Below are 18,036 nucleotides of genomic sequence, written 5' to 3'. Positions count from 1 at the left end.
TGCGCGAGCAGGGGACACCCTCGGTTGGAGGCCGGGGCACCGGAGCTGTTTCAGACCTCCACTCACTCACAGGAGAAGCCACAATGGCACGTCTAGCCGGCGTTGACATTCCGCGCGAAAAGCGCGTGGAAGTAGCACTGACTTACATCTACGGTGTTGGCCGTACGAGGGCGCTCAAGACCCTCGCCGACACCGAAATCGACGGGAACATCCGCGTCAAGGATCTGACCGACGACCAGCTCGTCGCCCTCCGCGACTACATCGAAGGCAACTACAAGGTTGAAGGTGACCTTCGTCGTGAGGTCGCCGCCGACATCCGACGCAAGGTCGAGATCGGCAGCTACGAGGGCATCCGCCACCGCAAGGGCCTCCCGGTCCGCGGTCAGCGTACCAAGACCAATGCGCGCACCCGTAAGGGTCCGAAGCGCACCGTCGCCGGCAAGAAGAAGGCTCGCTAGGCCTCGGCCCGCGAGTCACGCGCCTTAAGGATTCAGGAGAAATCATGGCAGCACCCAAGTCGGCCGTACGGAAGCCGCGCAAGAAAGAAAAGAAGAACATCGCCGTGGGCCAGGCCCACATCAAGAGCACGTTCAACAACACCATCGTCTCGATCACCGACACCACCGGTGCGGTCATCAGCTGGGCATCCTCGGGTGGCGTCGGCTTCAAGGGTTCGCGCAAGTCGACCCCGTTCGCCGCTCAGCTCGCCGCCGAGTCGGCTGCGCGCCAGGCGCAGGAGCACGGCATGAAGAAGGTTGACGTCTTCGTCAAGGGACCGGGTTCGGGCCGCGAAACTGCGATCCGTTCCCTGCAGGCCGCAGGCCTCGAGGTCGGGTCGATCAACGATGTGACGCCGCAGGCGCACAACGGTTGCCGTCCGCCCAAGCGCCGCCGCGTCTAAGTAGCTGTACCAGAATCCATTTTCGCGTAAGCGGGACGGTGACTTCGTCGCCGTCCCGCGCGCGATGCAAGTGTCATATAGCGGACACTTAGCCGAAAGGAAACAACAGTGCTCATTGCACAGCGTCCCACGCTCGCCGAAGAAAACATCTCGGAGTTCCGCTCGCGGTTCGTCATCGAGCCCCTCGAGCCGGGCTTCGGTTACACCCTCGGGAACTCGCTTCGCCGCACGCTCCTCTCTTCCATCCCCGGCGCTGCTGTCACCAGCATCCGCATCGACGGCGTTCTCCACGAGTTCAGCACCGTTCCCGGTGTGAAAGAAGACGTCACCGAGATCATCCTCAACATCAAGGGCCTCGTCGTCTCGAGCGAGCACGATGAGCCCATCACGGCCTACCTGCGCAAGACCGGCGCCGGTCAGGTCACCGCTGCCGACATCTCGGCACCCGCGGGCGTGGAGATCCACAACCCCGAGCTCGTCATCGCGACCCTCAATGACAAGGCGAAGTTCGAGGTCGAGCTGACCATCGAGCGCGGCCGCGGCTACGTCTCGGCGACCCAGAACCGCAACGAGTACAGCGAAGCGGGTCAGATCCCGATCGACTCGATCTACTCGCCCGTGCTCAAGGTCACCTACCGCGTCGAGGCGACGCGTGCCGGTGAGCGCACCGACTTCGACCGCCTCGTGGTCGACGTGGAGACCAAGCCTGCGATCAGCCCGCGCGACGCGATCGCATCCGCCGGTCGCACGCTCACCGAGCTGTTCGGTCTCGCCCGCGAGCTCAACAGCGCGGCCGAGGGCATCGAGATCGGCCCCGCGCCGGTCGACCAGGTGCTCAGCTCCGAGCTGTCGATGCCGATCGAGGACCTCGACCTGTCGGTCCGCTCGTACAACTGCCTCAAGCGTGAGGGCATCAACACCGTCAGCGAGCTCGTTTCGCTGTCGGAGACCCAGCTCATGAACATCCGCAACTTCGGACAGAAGTCGGTGGATGAGGTCAAGGACAAGCTCGTTGAGATGGGGCTTTCGCTGAAGGACTCGGTTCCCGGGTTCGACGGCGCCCACTTCTACAGCGGCTACGAAGACGACGAGAACATCTAAGGCCTGTCGTCTCGACTACGCCTTTCGACTTTCAACACTGGAGATAACCGATAATGCCTAAGCCAACCAAGGGCCCCCGCCTCGGAGGCGGACCGGCTCACGAGCGCCTGCTGCTCGCCAACCTGGCTGCTGCCCTGTTCACCCACAAGAGCATCAAGACGACCGAGACCAAGGCCAAGCGCCTTCGTCCGCTCGCTGAGCGCCTGATCACGTTCGCCAAGCGTGGCGACCTGCACGCGCGCCGTCGCGTGCTCGGCGTGATCGGTGACAAGGCCGTCGTCCACGAGCTCTTCACGGAGATCGCACCGCTCGTCGCCGAGCGCGAGGGCGGCTACACCCGCATCACGAAGCTCGGCTTCCGCAAGGGCGACAACGCCCCCATGGCGCAGATCGAGCTCGTTCTCGAGCCCGTCACCCCGAAGGTGAAGTCGACCAAGTCGTCCTCCAAGGCTGCTCCGAAGGCCGCCAAGGTGGAGGAGGCTCCGGTCGAGGAGACCGCCGCTGAGACCGCCGCCGAGGAGACCGAGGTCGCCGAGGCCGAGGTCGTCGAAGAGGCCACTGGCGACGCTGAGGCTGCCGAGGCAGAAGAGACCACCGCTGAGGCGGAGGCCGAGAAGGCCTGACGTCCTCTGACGCTCTCGAAGGTCCCCTCCGTTCCGCGGTGGGGACCTTCGTCGTTTCACCGGACGCACCGACGTCTCATCCGACTCACTAGGGTGGATGGATGGCCGGCACGATCGACGACATGAAGCCCGTTCGCGACCGCGTGACGGCGCCGCCGACCTTCCAGCCGTCGCATCCGCTGATCACCCGGTGGCGCCCGGCGACCTTCGACGACGTCGATTCCGTGTTGCCGCTGATGCAGGCGATCGATTCCGCCGATCACCCGAACTACGTGCTCACCCGGGAGGAACTCGAGGAGGAGTTCGGCTATTCGTTCGTCGACCTCGCCACCGACTCCCTCATCGGCTTCACCGCCGATGGGGTCCCCGTCGCGCTCGGGCTGGTGGTGATGCCGCCGCTTCAGGAGACCTTGGTGAGGTGTTTTCTCTATGGCGGCGTGCATCCAAATCACCGGGGCCGCGGCATCGGCCGCGAACTGCTCGTCTGGCAGCGGACGCGCGCCGAGCAGCGATTCGCTGCCTCTGACAAGAGGCTTCCGGCATGGACGATGGCCTCGGCCGATGCGCGCGCACCGCAGAGCGAACGCCTGCTGCGGCATGCGGGTTTCGAGGCCGTGCGGTACTTCGCCGGGCTCGAGCGCGACCTGGCCGATCCGATCGAGCTGGTCGATCCGAGCGAGAACGTCAGGATCGTCCCGTTCACTGACGCTCTTTCCGGCAAGGCGCTGATCGCCCGAACGGACTCGTTCCGAGACCACTGGGGCAGCCAGCCCATGAGCGACGAACAGTGGCAGGCGTGGCTCGACGGCACCTTCCGTGCCGACATCTCCTTTCTCGCGGTCGTCGACGGCAACGCAGACGAGGGGGGCGAACGCGAGGGCAGCGCGGGCGAAGAGGTTGTCGGCTTCGTGCTGTGCCAGGTGAACGAGGACGACTGGGAGACGCAGGGCTTCTCCGGCGCCTACATCGGGATGGTCGGGACGACACGGGCGCATCGCGGTCGCCGGATCGCTCCCGCGCTCCTCTCGCGAACCCTGGCGGCCTGCGCTGCGCAGGGCTGGCAGCGCGTCACCCTCGACGTCGATTCGGCGAGTCCGACGGGTGCGCTTGGCCTGTACACGCGCATGGGTTTCGTGCAGACGAATTCGGAGACCTCGCTGGTCCGGGTCTACTGAACTCAGGCGGGCACTACTGCGGGCGCGGCCCGTCGTCGCCCCACACGGTGTACGGCCTGACCGGTGACCGTTCGGCCAGGCGATGGAGCGCATCGTCAATGGCTGCCGCGTAGATGCGCCCGCCCCGGCTGCCCGGGTGGATGTGGTCTTCGGCGAGAAGGTCGAGGTGCGGTGTGATCGCGCTCTTCCATTCCGCGAGGGCGACCGTCTTCTGGTGCGTCCCGGCGAAGGTGTCGAGTTCGGCGTTCACCCCGTCGGTCCAGCCTCGGGGGGCCTGCACGGTGACGAAGACGAACTGATGGTCGGTCCCGGCGATCTGTTGCAACTCGTCGAGTGTGGACTCCGAGATCGACCCGTTCGTTCCGAGCCCGATGAGCACGACCTTGCGGAGTGTTCCCGCATCCTTCGCCGCTTGCAGGATGCTCGGCGCGGCGCGCATCTGTCGCGAGACTACGGCGTCGATCCGGATGCCCGGGAACGTCTCCTGCAGCGACGGCGCCGATGCGAGCATGACCGAGTCACCGATCGCCATGATCTGGTCGCCGGTGGCCACCGGGTGGGGGTCGGGCGCACCGCGTGGAGTGGGCGGATGAGCGGACTCGCCCGGGACCGCGTGTCCCGGTTTCGTGAGCGCCTGCTGTCCGCGTTCGATGAAGTCCTGCGCATCCGTGTGCTGCGGGGCGATGACGACCGCGGTGACGGTCCCGGCCGTCAGAAGGGTTGCTGCGGCAAGCGTCGCGATCGCAGCGATTCGAGCCGCTCTTGAGTCTCGCGCCCGGTGCACGACGTGCCGCACCGTGCCGCGGACTCCAAGTCGCCTGATCGGGGTCTCGATGAACCGGAATGAGACCAGCGCGGCGACTGCGGTGATTCCAAGCGCGATGAGACCGACCTGCCAGGCGGGCGCGGGGGAGGCCTCGCGCGCGACGACCGCGGTCACGAGCACGAACACGGGCCAGTGCCAGAGGTAGATGCCGTACGAGCGTGTGCCGACGAACCGCAGCGGCGCGGCGTCGAGCGAGCGGCCCAGCCGGGACTGCGAAGACACGGCTGCCCAGATGACGAGCGCAGCCAGGACACTGACGAGCGCGAGACCGCCCTGGTAGGTGAAGCCGCTGTCGTCGTGCATCAGCCACGCCGCTGCGCCGAGTGCGACCAGGGCGGCGACACCGACTCCGGGGAGCATCCGGCGGATGAACCACTGCAGCCCGGACTCGCCGGCATCGAGGTTCAGTGGCTTGATCCGGCTGATGACGAGCGCGAGCACCGCACCCAGCGCGAGTCCGAAGCTGTGCGTGTCCGAGCCGAAGTAGACCCGCGTCGCGTCGCTGCCGGGCGCGTAAAGAAATGCCATCTCGACCGCCGACGCGATGGCGATCGCCGAGACGATCGCGACGCGGACGCCCCAGTGGCGGATCAGGACGATCGCGAGCAGGAGGGCCGGCCAGACCACATAGAACTGCTCCTCGACCGCGAGTGACCACAGGTTGCGGAAGAGCTCAGGCGTGTCCCTGGCGAAATAGCTGCTGTCGGAGGCGATGTCGAGCCAGTTGCTGCTGAACGTCGCTGCTCCGAGGAGTTGCCGCCCGATGGCCGTGAGTACGGAGCCGCCGATCAGGGCCGCGGCTGTCGCGCAGGCGAGCATCACGGCGACGAGCGCCGGAAGCAGTCGGCGACCCCGCCGGACCCAGAACGTGCGCAGATCGATCCGCCCGGTTGCGGAACGCTCGCGCATCAGCAGACTCGTGATGAGGAAGCCGCTGATGACAAAGAACACGTCGACCCCGATGAACCCGCCGGGCAGGAAACCGGGGAAGAGGTGGTAGACGACCACGCCCAGAACGGCGAGGGCGCGAAGCCCGTCGAGTCCGCCGAAACGCTTCGCACCGGGCGTGCCGTTGCGCTCGCTGCCGCTTTCGGGCAGGGCTGTGCCCCGTGCTGGAGCGTTGATGGTGGAAGTCATGAAGAAGTCGGGTCGCGCGAAGCGGCCTTAACGATAACAAGCTCCGCTGACTCTAGACTGGCGGTCGTGGAAGACGAGGCGACGACCCGGTTCCGGCTCGACATCGCCTACCAGGGCACGGATTTCAACGGCTGGACGCGACAACCGCAGCTGCGTACCGTGCAGGGGGAGCTGGAGTCCGCGCTCGCGACGATCTTCCGGCGGCACGGCCCGGCGCCGACGCTCACCGTGGCCGGCCGCACCGACGCGGGGGTGCACGCCTCGGGCCAGGTGGCCCATCTGGACCTCTCCGCGGATCAGATCGCGAGCCTGCTCCGCGCACGCGGGAAGACGCCGCGCACCGCTGACGCAGGGGCGGCACTCGCTCGCCGCGTCAACGGCATCCTTGGTCCCGTCCCCGACATCGTCGTGTCGCGCTGCGTACTCGCCCCGACCGGATTCGATGCCCGGTTCTCGGCGATCTGGCGCCGCTACCGCTACCGCATCGCCGACCAGCTCTCATCGCGCGATCCGCTGCAGCGCCATCGCACCTCCTGGGTGCCGGTCACGCTCGACGCCGACGCGATGGACGCAGCCGCAGCGAGCCTGGTCGGCCTGCACGATTTCGCCACCTACTGCCGCCCGCGCGAGGGCGCGACGACCATCCGCACTCTCCAGCGATTCGGCTGGACGCGCGACGACGACGGCGTGCTCGTCGGCGACGTCCAGGCCGACGCGTTCTGCCACAGCATGGTGCGCGCACTCGTCGGCGCGTGCGTCGGAGTCGGAGAGGGCAAGCTGGCGGTGACGGATGCGGTGCTGCTGCGCGACCTCGGCACCCGGTCGAGCGCGTTCAAGGTCATGCCCGCACGTGGCCTGACGCTGCTCGAGGTCGGCTATCCCGGCGACGAGGAGCTAGCGTTGCGCGCGGAGCAGACGCGGGCGCTCAGGTCACTGGACCTGCAGTCGGGGCAGGAGCAGGGGCAGGAGTAGTCGCGGTTGCCTCGCCCGGGGCACCAGGCGCGTCCTGATCGGTCGCGAGCCGAGCATCCGCCGCCCGCCCTGCGCACGACCCTCACCGACATGATCGGGTTCGGTTTGACGGGGCAGGCCCGATGAAATAGAGTTGATGTTTGGTGTCCGCGCCCCTGAGCACGGCATCCGAAGTTGAGCCCTCCACCTGCGGCGTTCCGATCGGAACTCCCAACGGAGCGGGATTCACGAACACCCAACTCCGACAAGAAAGCAGCCACTACTGTGACGCGCACTTACACCCCGAAGGCCAATGAGATCCAGCGCGACTGGGTCGTCATCGACGCGACCGACGTCGTGCTCGGCCGCCTTGCCAGCCACGCTGCCACGCTTCTGCGCGGCAAGCACAAGCCGACGTTCGCCCCGCATATCGACAGCGGCGACTTCGTCATCATCGTCAACGCAGACAAGGTCGCCCTCACCGGCGCCAAGGCTGCGCAGAAGAAGGCATACCGCCACTCGGGCTACCCGGGCGGTCTCTCGGCGGTCACGTACGCCGAGCTGCTCGAGAAGAACCCCGTCCGCGCCGTCGAGAAGGCGATCCGTGGAATGCTTCCGAAGAACTCGATCGGTCGCGCCCAGCTCCGCAAGCTGAAGGTCTACACGGGCAGCGAGCACCCGCACGCTGCGCAGCAGCCGAAGCCGTACACCCTCAGCCAGGTCGCGCAGTAAGCGCCCGGCGACAGACTTTTCGACTCTAAAGACAAAGGATTCACACCATCGTGGCGAAGATCGCAGACACCATCGACTCGGCAGCTGCCGAGAACGTCGAGACCTACTCGACCGAGACTCCCGCGGAGTCGGCCCCCAAGGCACCCCGCGCCGTCCTGAACGTTCCCGGCGCGGCTGTGGGCCGTCGCAAGCAGGCCATCGCCCGCGTGCGCCTCATTCCCGGCTCCGGCACCATCACGGTCAACGGCCGTGAGTTCGCGGACTACTTCCCGAACAAGCTTCACCAGCAGCTCGTCAACGACCCGTTCAAGGTCCTCGACCTTCTGGGCAGCTACGACGTGATCGCCCGCATCACCGGCGGTGGCCCCTCGGGCCAGGCCGGCGCCCTGCGCCTCGGTATCGCACGTGCCCTGAACGAGATCGACCAGGAGAACAACCGGCCGACCCTCAAGAAGGCCGGCTTCCTGAGCCGCGACGCCCGTGTCAAGGAGCGCAAGAAGGCTGGTCTCAAGAAGGCTCGCAAGGCTCCGCAGTTCTCCAAGCGCTAATCGTCGCGAACGCTTAGGCTGCGGTTCATGCCACGCCTTTTCGGAACCGACGGTGTTCGCGGCCTCGCGAACGGTGACCTCACTGCCGACCTCGCGCTCGGTCTTGCTCAGGCTGCTGCTGCAGTCCTGACGCAAGGCCGCAGCGCCGAGGCCCGGCGTGCCGCCGGCAAGCGACCCGTCGCGATCGTTGCGCGCGATCCTCGCGTCTCGGGCGAGTTCATCGCTGCGGCGGTCATGGCCGGGCTCGCGAGCTCCGGCATCGACGTGCTCGACGCCGGTGTCATCCCGACACCTGCGCTCGCCTTCCTGATCGCTGACAGCGACTCCGACTTCGGGGTCATGGTGTCGGCGTCCCACAACCCTGCCCCCGACAACGGCATCAAGATCTTCGCCCGCGGCGGCACGAAACTTCCCGACGTCGTCGAGGATCGCATCGAAGCCGCGATGACGAAGGGCCCGAAGCTCGCGCCGACCGGTGCCGGCGTTGGCCGCATCCGCCGGTTCGCGGATGCGGAAGACCGGTACGTCGTCCACCTCCTGGCCAGCCTCCCGCACCGTCTCGACGGCATCCACGTCGTGCTCGACTGCGCCAACGGTGCAGCGGCAGGCGTCTCGCCGGAGGTATTCCACGACGCGGGCGCCCGTGTCACGGTCATCGGGGACGAGCCCGACGGCATCAACATCAACGACGGTGTCGGTTCGACCCATCTCGACCAGCTCGCCAAAGCCGTGGTCGCGGCGGGCGCCGACGTCGGCATCGCCCACGACGGCGACGCCGACCGCTGCCTCGCGGTCGACGCCAACGGCAAGATCGTCGACGGCGACCAGATCATGGCGATCCTCGCCCTCGGAATGGCTGACCGGAACAAACTGCGCGAGCACACGCTCGTCGCCACCGTGATGAGCAACCTCGGTCTCAAGATCGCGATGCGCGAGGCCGGCATCACCGTCGTGGAGACCCGCGTCGGTGACCGGTATGTGCTCGAGGAGATGAACGAGCACAAGTTCTCCCTGGGTGGCGAACAGTCAGGCCATGTCATCATGAGCGATTACGCGACGACCGGTGACGGCATCCTGACCGGACTCCACCTGCTGAGCGAGATGGCTCGTCAGCACAAGTCCTTGGCCGAGCTGGCCCAGGCGATGACGGTGTACCCGCAGATCATGGTCAACGTGAAGAACGTCGACCACCACGGGGTGCACACCGACGAGATCCTCGCGGATGCAGTTCGCTCGGCCGAAGAAGAGCTCGGCTCAACCGGCCGCGTGCTCCTGCGTCCCTCGGGCACCGAGCCGCTGGTCCGTGTCATGGTCGAAGCGGCCGATCAGCACACCGCCGACCGGCTGGCGCACTCGCTTGCCGATGTCGTGCGCGAGCGGCTCAGCCTCTAGTTCGTACTTCGCGCACTAGCTTCGCCTTGGCGCACTAGTAGGACCTAGTGCGTGGAGTCTCAACTAGTGCGAACGGCCGGATTGACGCGGCTCGCCGGTCGTTTCATACGCACTTCCTGAACGCCGTCCTCGACTTTGCTCGCGCCCCGCTGCGCTTTCGCGTGCGCCATTTGACGTTTGAGCGCCCCCATCGGTTCCCGTCGAACTCGGCCTTCCGCAAACTATCCACAGATCTTGCATGCCGACTTGAGGTATATATGTCTGATCCTGTAGATTCTCATATGTAATGACGTCTGATATCAGGCGGTCATTCGATGTGAAGAAGATTCGGTGACTGTGAAGAAGACGGCGAACAAGGCAGGGCGCGCTCCTGTCAGCTGAACAAAAACGCTAGAGCCCGACCCCGCAAAGGATGCTCAGTTGGACGTCACCGGCACCATTCTCGGCGCTTTGATACTGCTGCCGCTCCTTCTCGGGGGCTGGGCTGTTTTCGCACTTGTCGCACCCGTTGTTCGGCGACTACGCGACCGGTTTGGATGGTCGCGAGCCGCCGATGATGGCGATCGGGAGGAGCACGAGCTGTGAGAGATCCACAACACGAACAAAGGAAATTGACTTGCGTACAAAAATCAGATTCGCCGCGGTTCTCGTAGCTGCCGCTGCCATGGTCTCGCTGCCGGTCACGGCGGCGAACGCCAGTACCACCTCAACCAATGCGGGTGGCGGACTTTGGCAGTATGGCGTCGACAGCGGGCTCGTGGGCAAGGTCTTCTCCAACTACCACCACGCGACGAAGAACCACACCGCTACCGCCTGCGATGGTTCGCTGGCGCACACCTGCAAGCAGGCAGCTGCGATCAAGGGTGCCTGGGCCAAGGCGTCGACCAACAAGTCGAACGGTGGGAACACTGCGTTCTGGAACACGCTCTGAGCGCGAATCGATCGCTCGGCGTAGTTGCGTTGGTCCTCTTGGCGTTGTGCCTTGCGGGATGCGCGTCATGGAAGGCCGGCGCCTCGGCCACGGGAGATGCCGCCGCAGCGTCCGCGAAACCATGGGCCGAGCTGATCAAATCCACCTACGACGACGCCCGAACCCCTGCTGAACGCGAAGCACTCGCAGACGGCAAGATCTCGGACACCGAGTATGCCTATTTTCAACAGCTCATCGTGACGTGCCTGAAGAAGATCGGTGTCGCGGCGACCTGGTCGAGCGACCACTCGCTCGACTACACGCGACCGGACAGCGTTTCCAATTCCGCGGTGAACAAATGCAACCAGGAAAACGGATTGGACCTGATCGTCCTTCGCGACGCCATGGATCGAAACCCTCAGCAGTTGGACGAGAACACGATTCTCGTCAATTGCCTGAAGCGGGTCAAGGCTGTCGATCCTGGCTACACGCCGTCGATGTTGGCGAATGGCACCAACATCGACAAATTCATCAACAGCACTCAGTTCGACAAATGCAATGCCGACCCATTGCACTACGGACTGAGCAAGTAGGCGCAGGGGTGTTGGGGCCGAAACCAGCCGGCGCCAGCACCCCTGCCCAATGCAGAAGCGAAGAATGATGAACCGGAAACGCATCGGGCGAAGCCAATTCGGGCTCGGCGCCCTGGCCCTTGCGGGGGCCGCCGCGCTTGGCGCGGTCGCGGTCTCACTTGCGCCACTGCTCCTACCGAAATCGCTTCAGACTGTACCGACCGCGCAAGAGATCCCGATCTCGGCCCACGCCTTCTACGATGAGCGCCCGGTGGAGATCACCGTCAGTCGAAGCAGCTCGGCTACCGTGACAACGCCCGCGTCCGGTCTGATAACGAGGTACGACTGCGAGGTTGGTGCGGGAATCGCTTCCGGCAGCTCGTTCTTCGCTGTCGATGAAGGGCCCGTCCTTGCACTCGCGACAGAGGTGCCGCTCTGGCGTGACCTCGCGATCGGAGACACCGGCGCGGATGTGCGTTCCCTTCAAGCCGAACTCAATCGCTTGGGGTACAACCTCACGGTCGACGGCACTGTGGGTCGAGCGACACTCAGAGCCGCCTTCCAATCGCTGACTGCAGTGGGAATCGAGTGGGAGGGGCCGACGTTTCCCGTTTCTCGGACCGTATGGCTGCCGACGCCGAAAGTCTCGGTCCGATCCTGCGATACGGCGTTGGGCGCGCGTGTCGCGGACGGCGATCCGATTGCAACTTTCAGCTTCGGACAACAATCGATAGCGGTTGACGAACTGCCGAACGATCTCGTCACAGGCCCGCGGGTCGTGACGATCGGAGCCACCACAGTTCCCGTCGACGCCGCGGGAAAGTCTGGCCCGATCTCCCTCGACCTGGCGCCCCAAGCCCAGGATCCGACTTCGACGGAGGAGTCGTCCACAGTGAAACCCATCGCCGCAACGCTTTCGCTCGCCGAACCGACCGAGGTGAGCAGCGTGCCTCCGTCGACGATCGTCGACCTCGACCGATCGCATGGATGCGTCGAGAGCAATGGCGACATGATTCCCGTTCATGTCGTCGGATCGCAACTGGGCCAGACGTTCGTGCAATTCCATAAGGGGAAGGCGCCGCAGAAGATCCGGCTGCACCCCTCGCACCGCCCATGTCCCTGACGCTCAGGTGTCCAGGTCTGGCGGAGGGCGGGCATGAGGCCTAGTTCCGTTCTTCGGGAAGCCGCACGGAACGTGGCCTCCGGAACAACACACGCCACCCTTCTGGCGCTCGCTCTCGTTTTCGTTGCATCCGGATTGATACTTGCCGAACTCCTGTCCATCGAACAGATCGTGCAGCGCGCCGAAGCATTTCACCGCGGCGGGGCTTCGATCCACGTGCTTGCTGCCGACGAGAGAATCGACGGGGCCGCGTGTGACGACCTGGCGAAACTCCCCGGAGTTCGTGGGGCTGGAGCCTTGCGAAACTCCGATGACAAAGTGTTCCCCTCGGTCCTGCCCGGGACTCCGATTCCGACTGCGGGAGGTTCCCCCGGACTCGTCAAGCTCCTCGGCGGAACGCTGCGGGGTGCGGGTGTCCTGGCCGGTCCTGAGGTGGTGGGCTAGTTGGGCCTGACGGCGGGAACCGAATTGCAGACAGCAAACGGCCCGGTTCCAGTAGGGGGCACGTATGACTATCCGGACGACGGGCGGCGCGGGGGCCTGCGCTATGCCCTGGTGGTCCCGGTGCCTGCGGCCGGCGATTTCGACGAATGCTGGGCCGATATCTGGCCCGCAGACACTGACCTCACGCAGCTCCTTTTCACGACCGCGCTGCCTGCCCGGCATCCGTCCAGCCAGACGGAACTGTCCCAGCTCAACACGACGATGGGTACCTCCCTCGACCCTTCCGAAGCGGTGCGCTCGCGAGCGACACGATTCTCGGCGCTCGCCGGGGCCGGGCTCGGGATCATCATCGGCTCCTGCGGTGCATTCACCCGACGACTCGAGATGTCATCCGCCCTCCACTCGGGAGTCTCCCGGCGAGCACTCACGCACATGTTGTTGATCGAGTCGGGAGTCTGGCTCACACTAGCCGGCATCGTCAGCCTCGCTGTCGGAGTCCTGGCGGCCAGGAATCTGGGCGACGAGCTCAGAACAACCCTTGCGCTTTCATCGATTCAGATAGTTGTCGCCGTTGTCCTGGGCGGACTGGCTGGAACATGCCTGGCGTTCGCGGCAATCAGGGAGAACCAGCTCTTCCGGTACTTCAAGATCCGCTGAGAGCGCGCTCAGAGCTTGCGCAGCAGCACCGAGCTCACGGTATGGTCGGCATCTTTGCGCAGCACCAGCTTCGCGCGCGAACGCGTCGGGCGGATGTTCTGCACGAGGTTCGGCTCGTTGATGCTGGCCCAGATCATGCTGGAGCGCGCTCGCGCCTCCTCTTCGGACAGCGACGAATACCGGTGGAAGTAGGACTGGGGGTTCGCGAACGCTCCGCGCTGGAGCTTCAGGAACCGCTCCTGGTACCAGTTCGCTATGTCGCGCGTCCGGGCGTCGACGTAGACACTGAAGTCGAAGAGGTCGCTGACCGCGAGTCGGTTGCCGCCGCCGGCCGGCTGGAGAACGTTCAGGCCCTCCACGATCAGGACATCCGGCTGGCGAACGACGATCTGGGCACCCGGCACGATGTCGTAGCTGAGGTGCGAATAGAACGGTGCGCGCACCTCGGCGGCGCCGCTCTTCACCTCGGTCACGAAACGGAGCAGGGCTCGTCGGTCGTAGGACTCCGGGAAGCCTTTGCGTTCCATGAGCCCACGACGCTCGAGCTCAGCATTGGGCAGCAGGAAGCCGTCCGTCGTGACGAGTTCGACGCGCGGAGTGTCCGACCAGCGCGAGAGCAGCTCCCTCAGGAGACGCGCGATGGTCGACTTCCCCACGGCTACGGAGCCCGCGACGCCGATCACGAACGGGGTGCTCTGCGCCCGCTCACCCAGGAACTCGTTCGTCACGCGATGGAGCTGCTTGGTGCCGGCGACGTACAGGTTGAGCAGTCGACTGAGCGGAAGATAGACCTCTTCGACTTCGCGCATGTCGAGAGGATCACCCAGCCCTCGCAGCTGCACGATCTCGGTCTCTTTCAGCGGAAGAGTCGTCGACTCGGCGAGTTCTGCCCAGTCGGCGCGGTCGAGTTCGACAAAGGGGGATGTCTGGCCGTTACCTGTGCCTGCGCCTGTTTCAGCCATAGGCGACCAGTTTAGAGGTTTGCGTCAGGCTAAAATCGGGTGCATGTGTGGAATCGTGGGGTACGTCGGTACTGACAAGAGTCTCGAGGTACTCCTCGGTGGTTTGAAACGACTGGAATACCGTGGTTACGACTCCGCGGGCGTCGCGATCATCGACGACAACGGTGATCTGCACATGGCGAAGCGGGCGGGCAAGCTGTCTGTGCTCACCGACGACCTCAAGGCTCACCCCATCGGCAACGGGCGCACCGGCATCGGCCACACGCGCTGGGCGACGCACGGTGGACCGACCGACCGCAACGCGCATCCGCACCTCGGAGACGACGGGCGCCTGGCCGTCATCCACAACGGCATCATCGAGAACTTCGCGGTTCTGAAAGATGAACTCCTCGCTGAGGGCTTCGCCTTCAGCAGCGAGACGGACACCGAGGTCGCAGCCGTGCTCCTCGGCCGCGAGTACCGCGCCACGGGCAGCCTGCAGGAGGCGTTCCGCGTCGTCGTGAGCCGTCTCGAGGGTGCCTTCACACTGCTCGCGCTGCACCAGGACGAGCCGGGGGTCGTCGTCGGCGCCCGCCGCAACTCGCCGCTCGTCATCGGTCTCGGCGAAGGCGAGAACTTCCTCGGCTCCGACGTCGCCGCCTTCGTCGAGCACACCCGCAACGCCGTCGCGATCGGCCAGGACCAGATCGTGACGATCACGCCGGATTCGGTCTCCGTCACCGATTTCCACGGCGAGCGGGTCGAGGTCGAGCCCTTCGAGGTCGCGTGGGATGCGTCCGCGTCCGAAAAGGGCGGCTGGTCGAGCTTCATGGCCAAGGAGATCAGCGAAGAACCGGATGCTGTCGCCAACACGATTCGTGGGCGTCACCACGACGGTCAGGTCGTCATCCCGGAGCTCGAGGCGCTCGGCGACGAGGTACTCGCCGACATCGACCGCATCACGATCATCGCCTGCGGAACCGCGTCCTACGCCGGCCAGGTCGGCAGCTACGCCATCGAGAAGTGGGCCCGCGTCCCTGTCGAGGTGGAGCTGAGCCACGAGTTCCGTTACCGCGACCCGGTGATCACCTCGAAGACGCTCGTCATCTCGATCAGCCAGTCGGGCGAGACGATGGACACGCTGATGGCGGTCAAGTTCGCCCGCGAGGCCGGCGCCACCGTGATCTCGGTCTGCAATACGCAGGGTGCGACCATCCCACGCGAATCAGACGCCGTGATCTATACCCACGCTGGCCCTGAGGTCGCCGTGGCGTCGACCAAGGCGTTCGTCGCCCAGATCACAGCGCTCTACCTCTTCGGCCTTCACCTCTCCCGGGTCCGCGGGTCGCTCACGCCGGCTGAGCAGGCCCACCAGCTCGCAGAACTGGAGGCGATCCCGGCGAAGCTCGCCAAGGTGCTCGAGTCGCACGACAGCATCGCGCAGCTCGCGAAGTGGATGGCGGACACACGCGCCGTTCTCTTCCTCGGCCGCAACGTCGGCTACCCGATCGCGCTCGAGGGCGCTCTCAAGCTGAAAGAGCTCGCGTACATCCACGCCGAAGGCTTCGCCGCCGGTGAGCTCAAGCACGGTCCGATCGCGCTCATCGAGCCCGGCCAGCCTGTCTTCGTCGTCGTGCCCAGCCCTCGCGGCTCCGACGAGATGCACAAGAAGGTCGTGTCGAACATTCAGGAGATCCGTGCCAGGGGCGCCCGCGTCATCGCGATCGCCGAGCAGGGCGACGCGGCGGTGCTCCCGTTCGCCGACGAGGTCATCCCCATCCCGCTCGCCGCTCCGTTGTTCGAGCCGCTGCTTGCGGTCATCCCGTTGCAGATCTTCGCGATGGAGCTGTCGAGCGCGAAGGGTCTCGACGTCGACCAGCCGCGCAACCTGGCCAAATCCGTCACTGTCGAGTGACGCGGTAGCGATGAGGATCGAAGACGGCACGCCGTGATCGTCGGAATCGGAGTCGACGTCGTCGACCTGGCCCGGTTCACCCGGGCGGTCGGACGCACGCCGCGCCTCGTGGACCGCTTATTCACGCCGGCCGAACGCGATCTGCCCGTGCACTCGCTCGCGGCGCGGTTCGCCGCGAAGGAAGCTCTCATGAAGGCGCTCGGTGACACGGAAGGCGTGCGCTGGCATGACATGGAGATCGTCTCCGACGCGGAAGGGAACCCGGAGTTCGTGCTGAGCGGTGTCGCCGCCAGGATCGCGGCCGGTCGCGGGATCGGTTCGCTGCACCTTTCCATGACCCACGATGCCGGTGTGGCGTGCGCGTTCGTGGTCGCGGAGCGCGGCGCATGAGCGAGGCCGTCTTCCGCGAGGCCGTGATCGACCTGGGCGCACTCTCCCGCAATGTCGCCCACTTGCGCACGGTGATCGGCACCGAGCATGTGATGGCCGTCGTCAAGGCGAACGCGTACGGTCACGGTTCCGTCGAGTGCGCCCGCGCGGCCCTCGACGGCGGCGCCGACTGGCTGGGTGTCGCCGATCTGACCGAGGCCGTCGAGCTCCGGGATGCCGGGATCGCGGCCCCCATCCTCGCGTGGCTGCACGATCCGGACACCGACTTCGCCCCCGCGATCGAAGCGGGCATCGACCTGGGGCTCTCGTCGAAGGCGCAGCTCGAGGCGGTGGCCTCAGCCCGTCGCGCCCTTGTCGCGCAGGGTCGCCTCCACGGACAAGCCCTCGTTCAGCTGAAACTGGAAACGGGGCTGAGCCGCAACGGCATCGCAGAGCACGAGTGGGACGAGACGTTCGGCCGCGCCCGCGAACTGGAGCAGGAAGGCGACATCGTCGTCCGCGGCGTGTTCAGCCATGTGTCGAATGCCTCGCCCGAGGATGACGCCGACGCGATCGCGTTCTATCGCCGCGGGCTCGAGCGGGCGGAGGTGGCTGGTCTCCGTCCGGAGTTGCGGCACATCGCCGCGTCGGCGGCGGCACTCCGAATTCCGGATGCGCGGTTCAACCTGGTGCGCCTCGGCATCAGCATCTACGGTCTGTCTCCCTTCGAGGGCCAGTCGAGTGCCGAGCTCGGCCTCTCGCCGGTCATGACGCTGCGCGGTCGCGTCGCCGCCGTGCGCCGGGTGCCCGCGGGCAAGGGCGTCTCGTACGACTACACCTATCGCACCCCGCACGAGACGACGCTGGCTCTCGTGCCGCTCGGCTATGCGGAGGGCATTCCCCGGCACGCGTCGAACAGGGCGACGGTGAGCATCGGCGGCCGCGTCTTCCCCGTGAGTGGCCGTGTGGCGATGGACCAGTTCGTCGTCGATGTCGACGACCAGACGGTCGATGTGGGCGACGAGGTCGTCCTGTTCGGCGATCCGGCAGCTGGTTTCCCGAGTGCCGACGACTGGGCGGATGCGGCCGGCACCATCAACTACGAGATCGTCACACGCATCGGTCCGCGCGTGCAGCGCACGTTCGTCGGTCGGAAGTGAACGTCCGCCGGTGAGCAGCATCGCAGTTCCCTCCGAAATGGTGATCGAGACCGCGGCGGACATGCACGCACTGGGCGTGGACCTCGCGAGCATCGTCGGGCCGGGCGACCTGATCGTGCTGGCGGGACCGCTCGGCGCGGGCAAGACTACGTTGACGCGTGGGCTGGGTGAGGGCCTCGAGGTGCGGGGCCCCGTCACGAGCCCGACCTTCGTGCTCGCTCGAACGCATCCGAGTCTGGTCGGTGGTTCCCCGCTCGTCCATGTGGATGCGTATCGCCTGTCGAGCGCGCTGGAACTCGACGATCTCGACATCGATTTCGATCGCTCGGTCGTTGTGGTCGAGTGGGGGAGCGGGATGCTCGATGGAGTCGCGGAGTCCTGGCTCGAGGTCGACATCGCTCGTCCGACCGGCGCATCCGCGGCCGATATCGGCCATGGGGCAGCCCTCGACGGGTCCGACGTCGAAACCGGGTCGGAGCTGGACCGCGACGAACCCCGCGTCGTGACGGTGCGAGGGTTCGGCCCGCGGTGGGGTGCCGCCGGATCCGCCTAGGCTGGA

20 protein-coding genes are annotated in these 18,036 nt (G+C 66.0%); 18 read left to right on the top strand and 2 right to left on the bottom strand.

Translation table 11 applies throughout. The features are described from left to right. Nucleotides 1–83 precede the first annotated feature (83 nt). The 5 genes from rpsM to AAYO93_RS14665 all read left to right on the top strand — a co-directional run bounded on the left by rpsM (nt 84) and on the right by AAYO93_RS14665 (nt 3,800). Nucleotides 84–458 carry a 30S ribosomal protein S13 gene (gene rpsM / locus AAYO93_RS14685; protein ID WP_163287586.1) on the top strand — a complete coding sequence of 125 codons (375 nt, stop codon included), beginning with the start codon at nt 84–86 and terminating at the stop codon, nt 456–458. A 44-nt stretch (nt 459–502) separates the two neighbouring features. After that, nucleotides 503–901 (top strand): 30S ribosomal protein S11, encoded by a 399-nt coding sequence (rpsK, locus tag AAYO93_RS14680; protein ID WP_055821293.1) that lies wholly within the window; start codon nt 503–505, stop codon nt 899–901. 108 nt (nt 902–1,009) lie between these two features. After that, nucleotides 1,010–2,002, top strand: a complete 993-nt coding sequence (locus tag AAYO93_RS14675) for a DNA-directed RNA polymerase subunit alpha (RefSeq protein WP_163287584.1) — start codon at nt 1,010–1,012, stop codon at nt 2,000–2,002. Between the two features lie 53 nt (nt 2,003–2,055). Then, nucleotides 2,056–2,625, top strand: coding sequence for a 50S ribosomal protein L17 (gene rplQ, locus AAYO93_RS14670; protein ID WP_345761910.1), 570 nt, complete (start codon nt 2,056–2,058; stop codon nt 2,623–2,625). A 101-nt stretch (nt 2,626–2,726) separates the two neighbouring features. Beyond that, nucleotides 2,727–3,800, top strand: coding sequence for a GNAT family N-acetyltransferase (locus AAYO93_RS14665; protein ID WP_345761909.1), 1,074 nt, complete (start codon nt 2,727–2,729; stop codon nt 3,798–3,800). A gap of 13 nt (nt 3,801–3,813) precedes the next feature. Here AAYO93_RS14665 and AAYO93_RS14660 read toward each other — a convergent pair whose 3' ends face one another. Then, the gene (locus tag AAYO93_RS14660) at nt 3,814–5,763 is read right to left on the bottom strand and encodes an acyltransferase family protein (RefSeq protein WP_345761908.1); all 1,950 of its coding nucleotides are present in this window, start codon (nt 5,761–5,763) and stop codon (nt 3,814–3,816) included. 66 nt (nt 5,764–5,829) lie between these two features. On the opposite strand from AAYO93_RS14660, the gene truA reads away from it, so the two are divergent. The 9 genes from truA (at nt 5,830) to AAYO93_RS14615 (ending at nt 13,092) form a co-directional block, all read left to right on the top strand. After that, the gene (gene truA / locus AAYO93_RS14655) at nt 5,830–6,735 is read left to right on the top strand and encodes a tRNA pseudouridine(38-40) synthase TruA (protein ID WP_345761907.1); all 906 of its coding nucleotides are present in this window, start codon (nt 5,830–5,832) and stop codon (nt 6,733–6,735) included. A 264-nt stretch (nt 6,736–6,999) separates the two neighbouring features. Continuing rightward, nucleotides 7,000–7,446 (top strand): 50S ribosomal protein L13, encoded by a 447-nt coding sequence (gene rplM / locus AAYO93_RS14650; RefSeq protein WP_345761906.1) that lies wholly within the window; start codon nt 7,000–7,002, stop codon nt 7,444–7,446. A gap of 50 nt (nt 7,447–7,496) precedes the next feature. Next, nucleotides 7,497–7,994, top strand: coding sequence for a 30S ribosomal protein S9 (gene rpsI, locus AAYO93_RS14645; RefSeq protein ID WP_345761905.1), 498 nt, complete (start codon nt 7,497–7,499; stop codon nt 7,992–7,994). 27 nt (nt 7,995–8,021) lie between these two features. Next, complete coding sequence (gene glmM / locus AAYO93_RS14640; RefSeq protein ID WP_345761904.1) at nt 8,022–9,386, top strand: phosphoglucosamine mutase; 1,365 nt, start codon at nt 8,022–8,024, stop codon at nt 9,384–9,386. A 616-nt stretch (nt 9,387–10,002) separates the two neighbouring features. Next, nucleotides 10,003–10,317 (top strand): lactococcin 972 family bacteriocin, encoded by a 315-nt coding sequence (locus AAYO93_RS14635; protein WP_345761903.1) that lies wholly within the window; start codon nt 10,003–10,005, stop codon nt 10,315–10,317. Between the two features lie 29 nt (nt 10,318–10,346). Beyond that, nucleotides 10,347–10,889 carry a hypothetical protein gene (locus AAYO93_RS14630; RefSeq protein ID WP_345761902.1) on the top strand — a complete coding sequence of 181 codons (543 nt, stop codon included), beginning with the start codon at nt 10,347–10,349 and terminating at the stop codon, nt 10,887–10,889. A 64-nt stretch (nt 10,890–10,953) separates the two neighbouring features. Continuing rightward, a complete protein-coding gene (locus AAYO93_RS14625; RefSeq protein ID WP_345761901.1) occupies nt 10,954–11,991 on the top strand; it encodes a peptidoglycan-binding domain-containing protein in 1,038 nt (345 codons plus the stop codon). Between the two features lie 72 nt (nt 11,992–12,063). Then, nucleotides 12,064–12,435, top strand: coding sequence for a hypothetical protein (locus AAYO93_RS14620; RefSeq protein WP_345761900.1), 372 nt, complete (start codon nt 12,064–12,066; stop codon nt 12,433–12,435). 24 nt (nt 12,436–12,459) lie between these two features. Beyond that, the gene (locus AAYO93_RS14615; protein ID WP_345761899.1) at nt 12,460–13,092 is read left to right on the top strand and encodes a hypothetical protein; all 633 of its coding nucleotides are present in this window, start codon (nt 12,460–12,462) and stop codon (nt 13,090–13,092) included. Between the two features lie 8 nt (nt 13,093–13,100). Here AAYO93_RS14615 and coaA read toward each other — a convergent pair whose 3' ends face one another. Continuing rightward, the gene (gene coaA / locus AAYO93_RS14610) at nt 13,101–14,054 is read right to left on the bottom strand and encodes a type I pantothenate kinase (RefSeq protein ID WP_345761898.1); all 954 of its coding nucleotides are present in this window, start codon (nt 14,052–14,054) and stop codon (nt 13,101–13,103) included. Between the two features lie 43 nt (nt 14,055–14,097). On the opposite strand from coaA, the gene glmS reads away from it, so the two are divergent. The 4 genes from glmS to tsaE are packed head-to-tail and all read left to right on the top strand — an operon-like array spanning nt 14,098 to nt 18,030. Then, a complete protein-coding gene (gene glmS / locus AAYO93_RS14605) occupies nt 14,098–15,948 on the top strand; it encodes a glutamine--fructose-6-phosphate transaminase (isomerizing) (RefSeq protein ID WP_345761897.1) in 1,851 nt (616 codons plus the stop codon). 33 nt (nt 15,949–15,981) lie between these two features. Continuing rightward, nucleotides 15,982–16,338, top strand: coding sequence for a holo-ACP synthase (locus AAYO93_RS14600; RefSeq protein WP_345761896.1), 357 nt, complete (start codon nt 15,982–15,984; stop codon nt 16,336–16,338). Beyond that, nucleotides 16,335–17,477, top strand: a complete 1,143-nt coding sequence (gene alr / locus AAYO93_RS14595; RefSeq protein ID WP_345761895.1) for an alanine racemase — start codon at nt 16,335–16,337, stop codon at nt 17,475–17,477. The genes AAYO93_RS14600 and alr overlap by 4 nt, the downstream gene beginning before the upstream one ends. A 37-nt stretch (nt 17,478–17,514) precedes the next feature. Beyond that, nucleotides 17,515–18,030 carry a tRNA (adenosine(37)-N6)-threonylcarbamoyltransferase complex ATPase subunit type 1 TsaE gene (gene tsaE, locus AAYO93_RS14590; protein WP_345764898.1) on the top strand — a complete coding sequence of 172 codons (516 nt, stop codon included), beginning with the start codon at nt 17,515–17,517 and terminating at the stop codon, nt 18,028–18,030. Nucleotides 18,031–18,036: the final 6 nt, after the last annotated feature.

The sequence above is a fragment of the Diaminobutyricibacter sp. McL0608 genome (assembly GCF_039613825.1).
GTDB lineage: Bacteria > Actinomycetota > Actinomycetes > Actinomycetales > Microbacteriaceae > Diaminobutyricibacter.
Note: the sequence above shows the minus strand (reverse complement) of the source record. Positions and strands in the feature narration are given on the sequence as shown.

What these genes read in the sequence shown, in the direction of transcription:
- rpsM (WP_163287586.1), top strand. Translation starts at nt 84, where the DNA reads ATGGCACGTCTAGCCGGCGTTGACATTCCGCGCGAAAAGCGCGTGGAA.
- rpsK (WP_055821293.1), top strand. Translation starts at nt 503, where the DNA reads ATGGCAGCACCCAAGTCGGCCGTACGGAAGCCGCGCAAGAAAGAAAAG.
- rplQ (WP_345761910.1), top strand. Translation starts at nt 2,056, where the DNA reads ATGCCTAAGCCAACCAAGGGCCCCCGCCTCGGAGGCGGACCGGCTCAC.
- AAYO93_RS14665 (WP_345761909.1), top strand. Translation starts at nt 2,727, where the DNA reads ATGGCCGGCACGATCGACGACATGAAGCCCGTTCGCGACCGCGTGACG.
- AAYO93_RS14660 (WP_345761908.1), bottom strand. Translation starts at nt 5,763, where the DNA reads ATGACTTCCACCATCAACGCTCCAGCACGGGGCACAGCCCTGCCCGAA.
- glmM (WP_345761904.1), top strand. Translation starts at nt 8,022, where the DNA reads ATGCCACGCCTTTTCGGAACCGACGGTGTTCGCGGCCTCGCGAACGGT.
- AAYO93_RS14625 (WP_345761901.1), top strand. Translation starts at nt 10,954, where the DNA reads ATGATGAACCGGAAACGCATCGGGCGAAGCCAATTCGGGCTCGGCGCC.
- coaA (WP_345761898.1), bottom strand. Translation starts at nt 14,054, where the DNA reads ATGGCTGAAACAGGCGCAGGCACAGGTAACGGCCAGACATCCCCCTTT.
- glmS (WP_345761897.1), top strand. Translation starts at nt 14,098, where the DNA reads ATGTGTGGAATCGTGGGGTACGTCGGTACTGACAAGAGTCTCGAGGTA.
- alr (WP_345761895.1), top strand. Translation starts at nt 16,335, where the DNA reads ATGAGCGAGGCCGTCTTCCGCGAGGCCGTGATCGACCTGGGCGCACTC.
- tsaE (WP_345764898.1), top strand. Translation starts at nt 17,515, where the DNA reads ATGGTGATCGAGACCGCGGCGGACATGCACGCACTGGGCGTGGACCTC.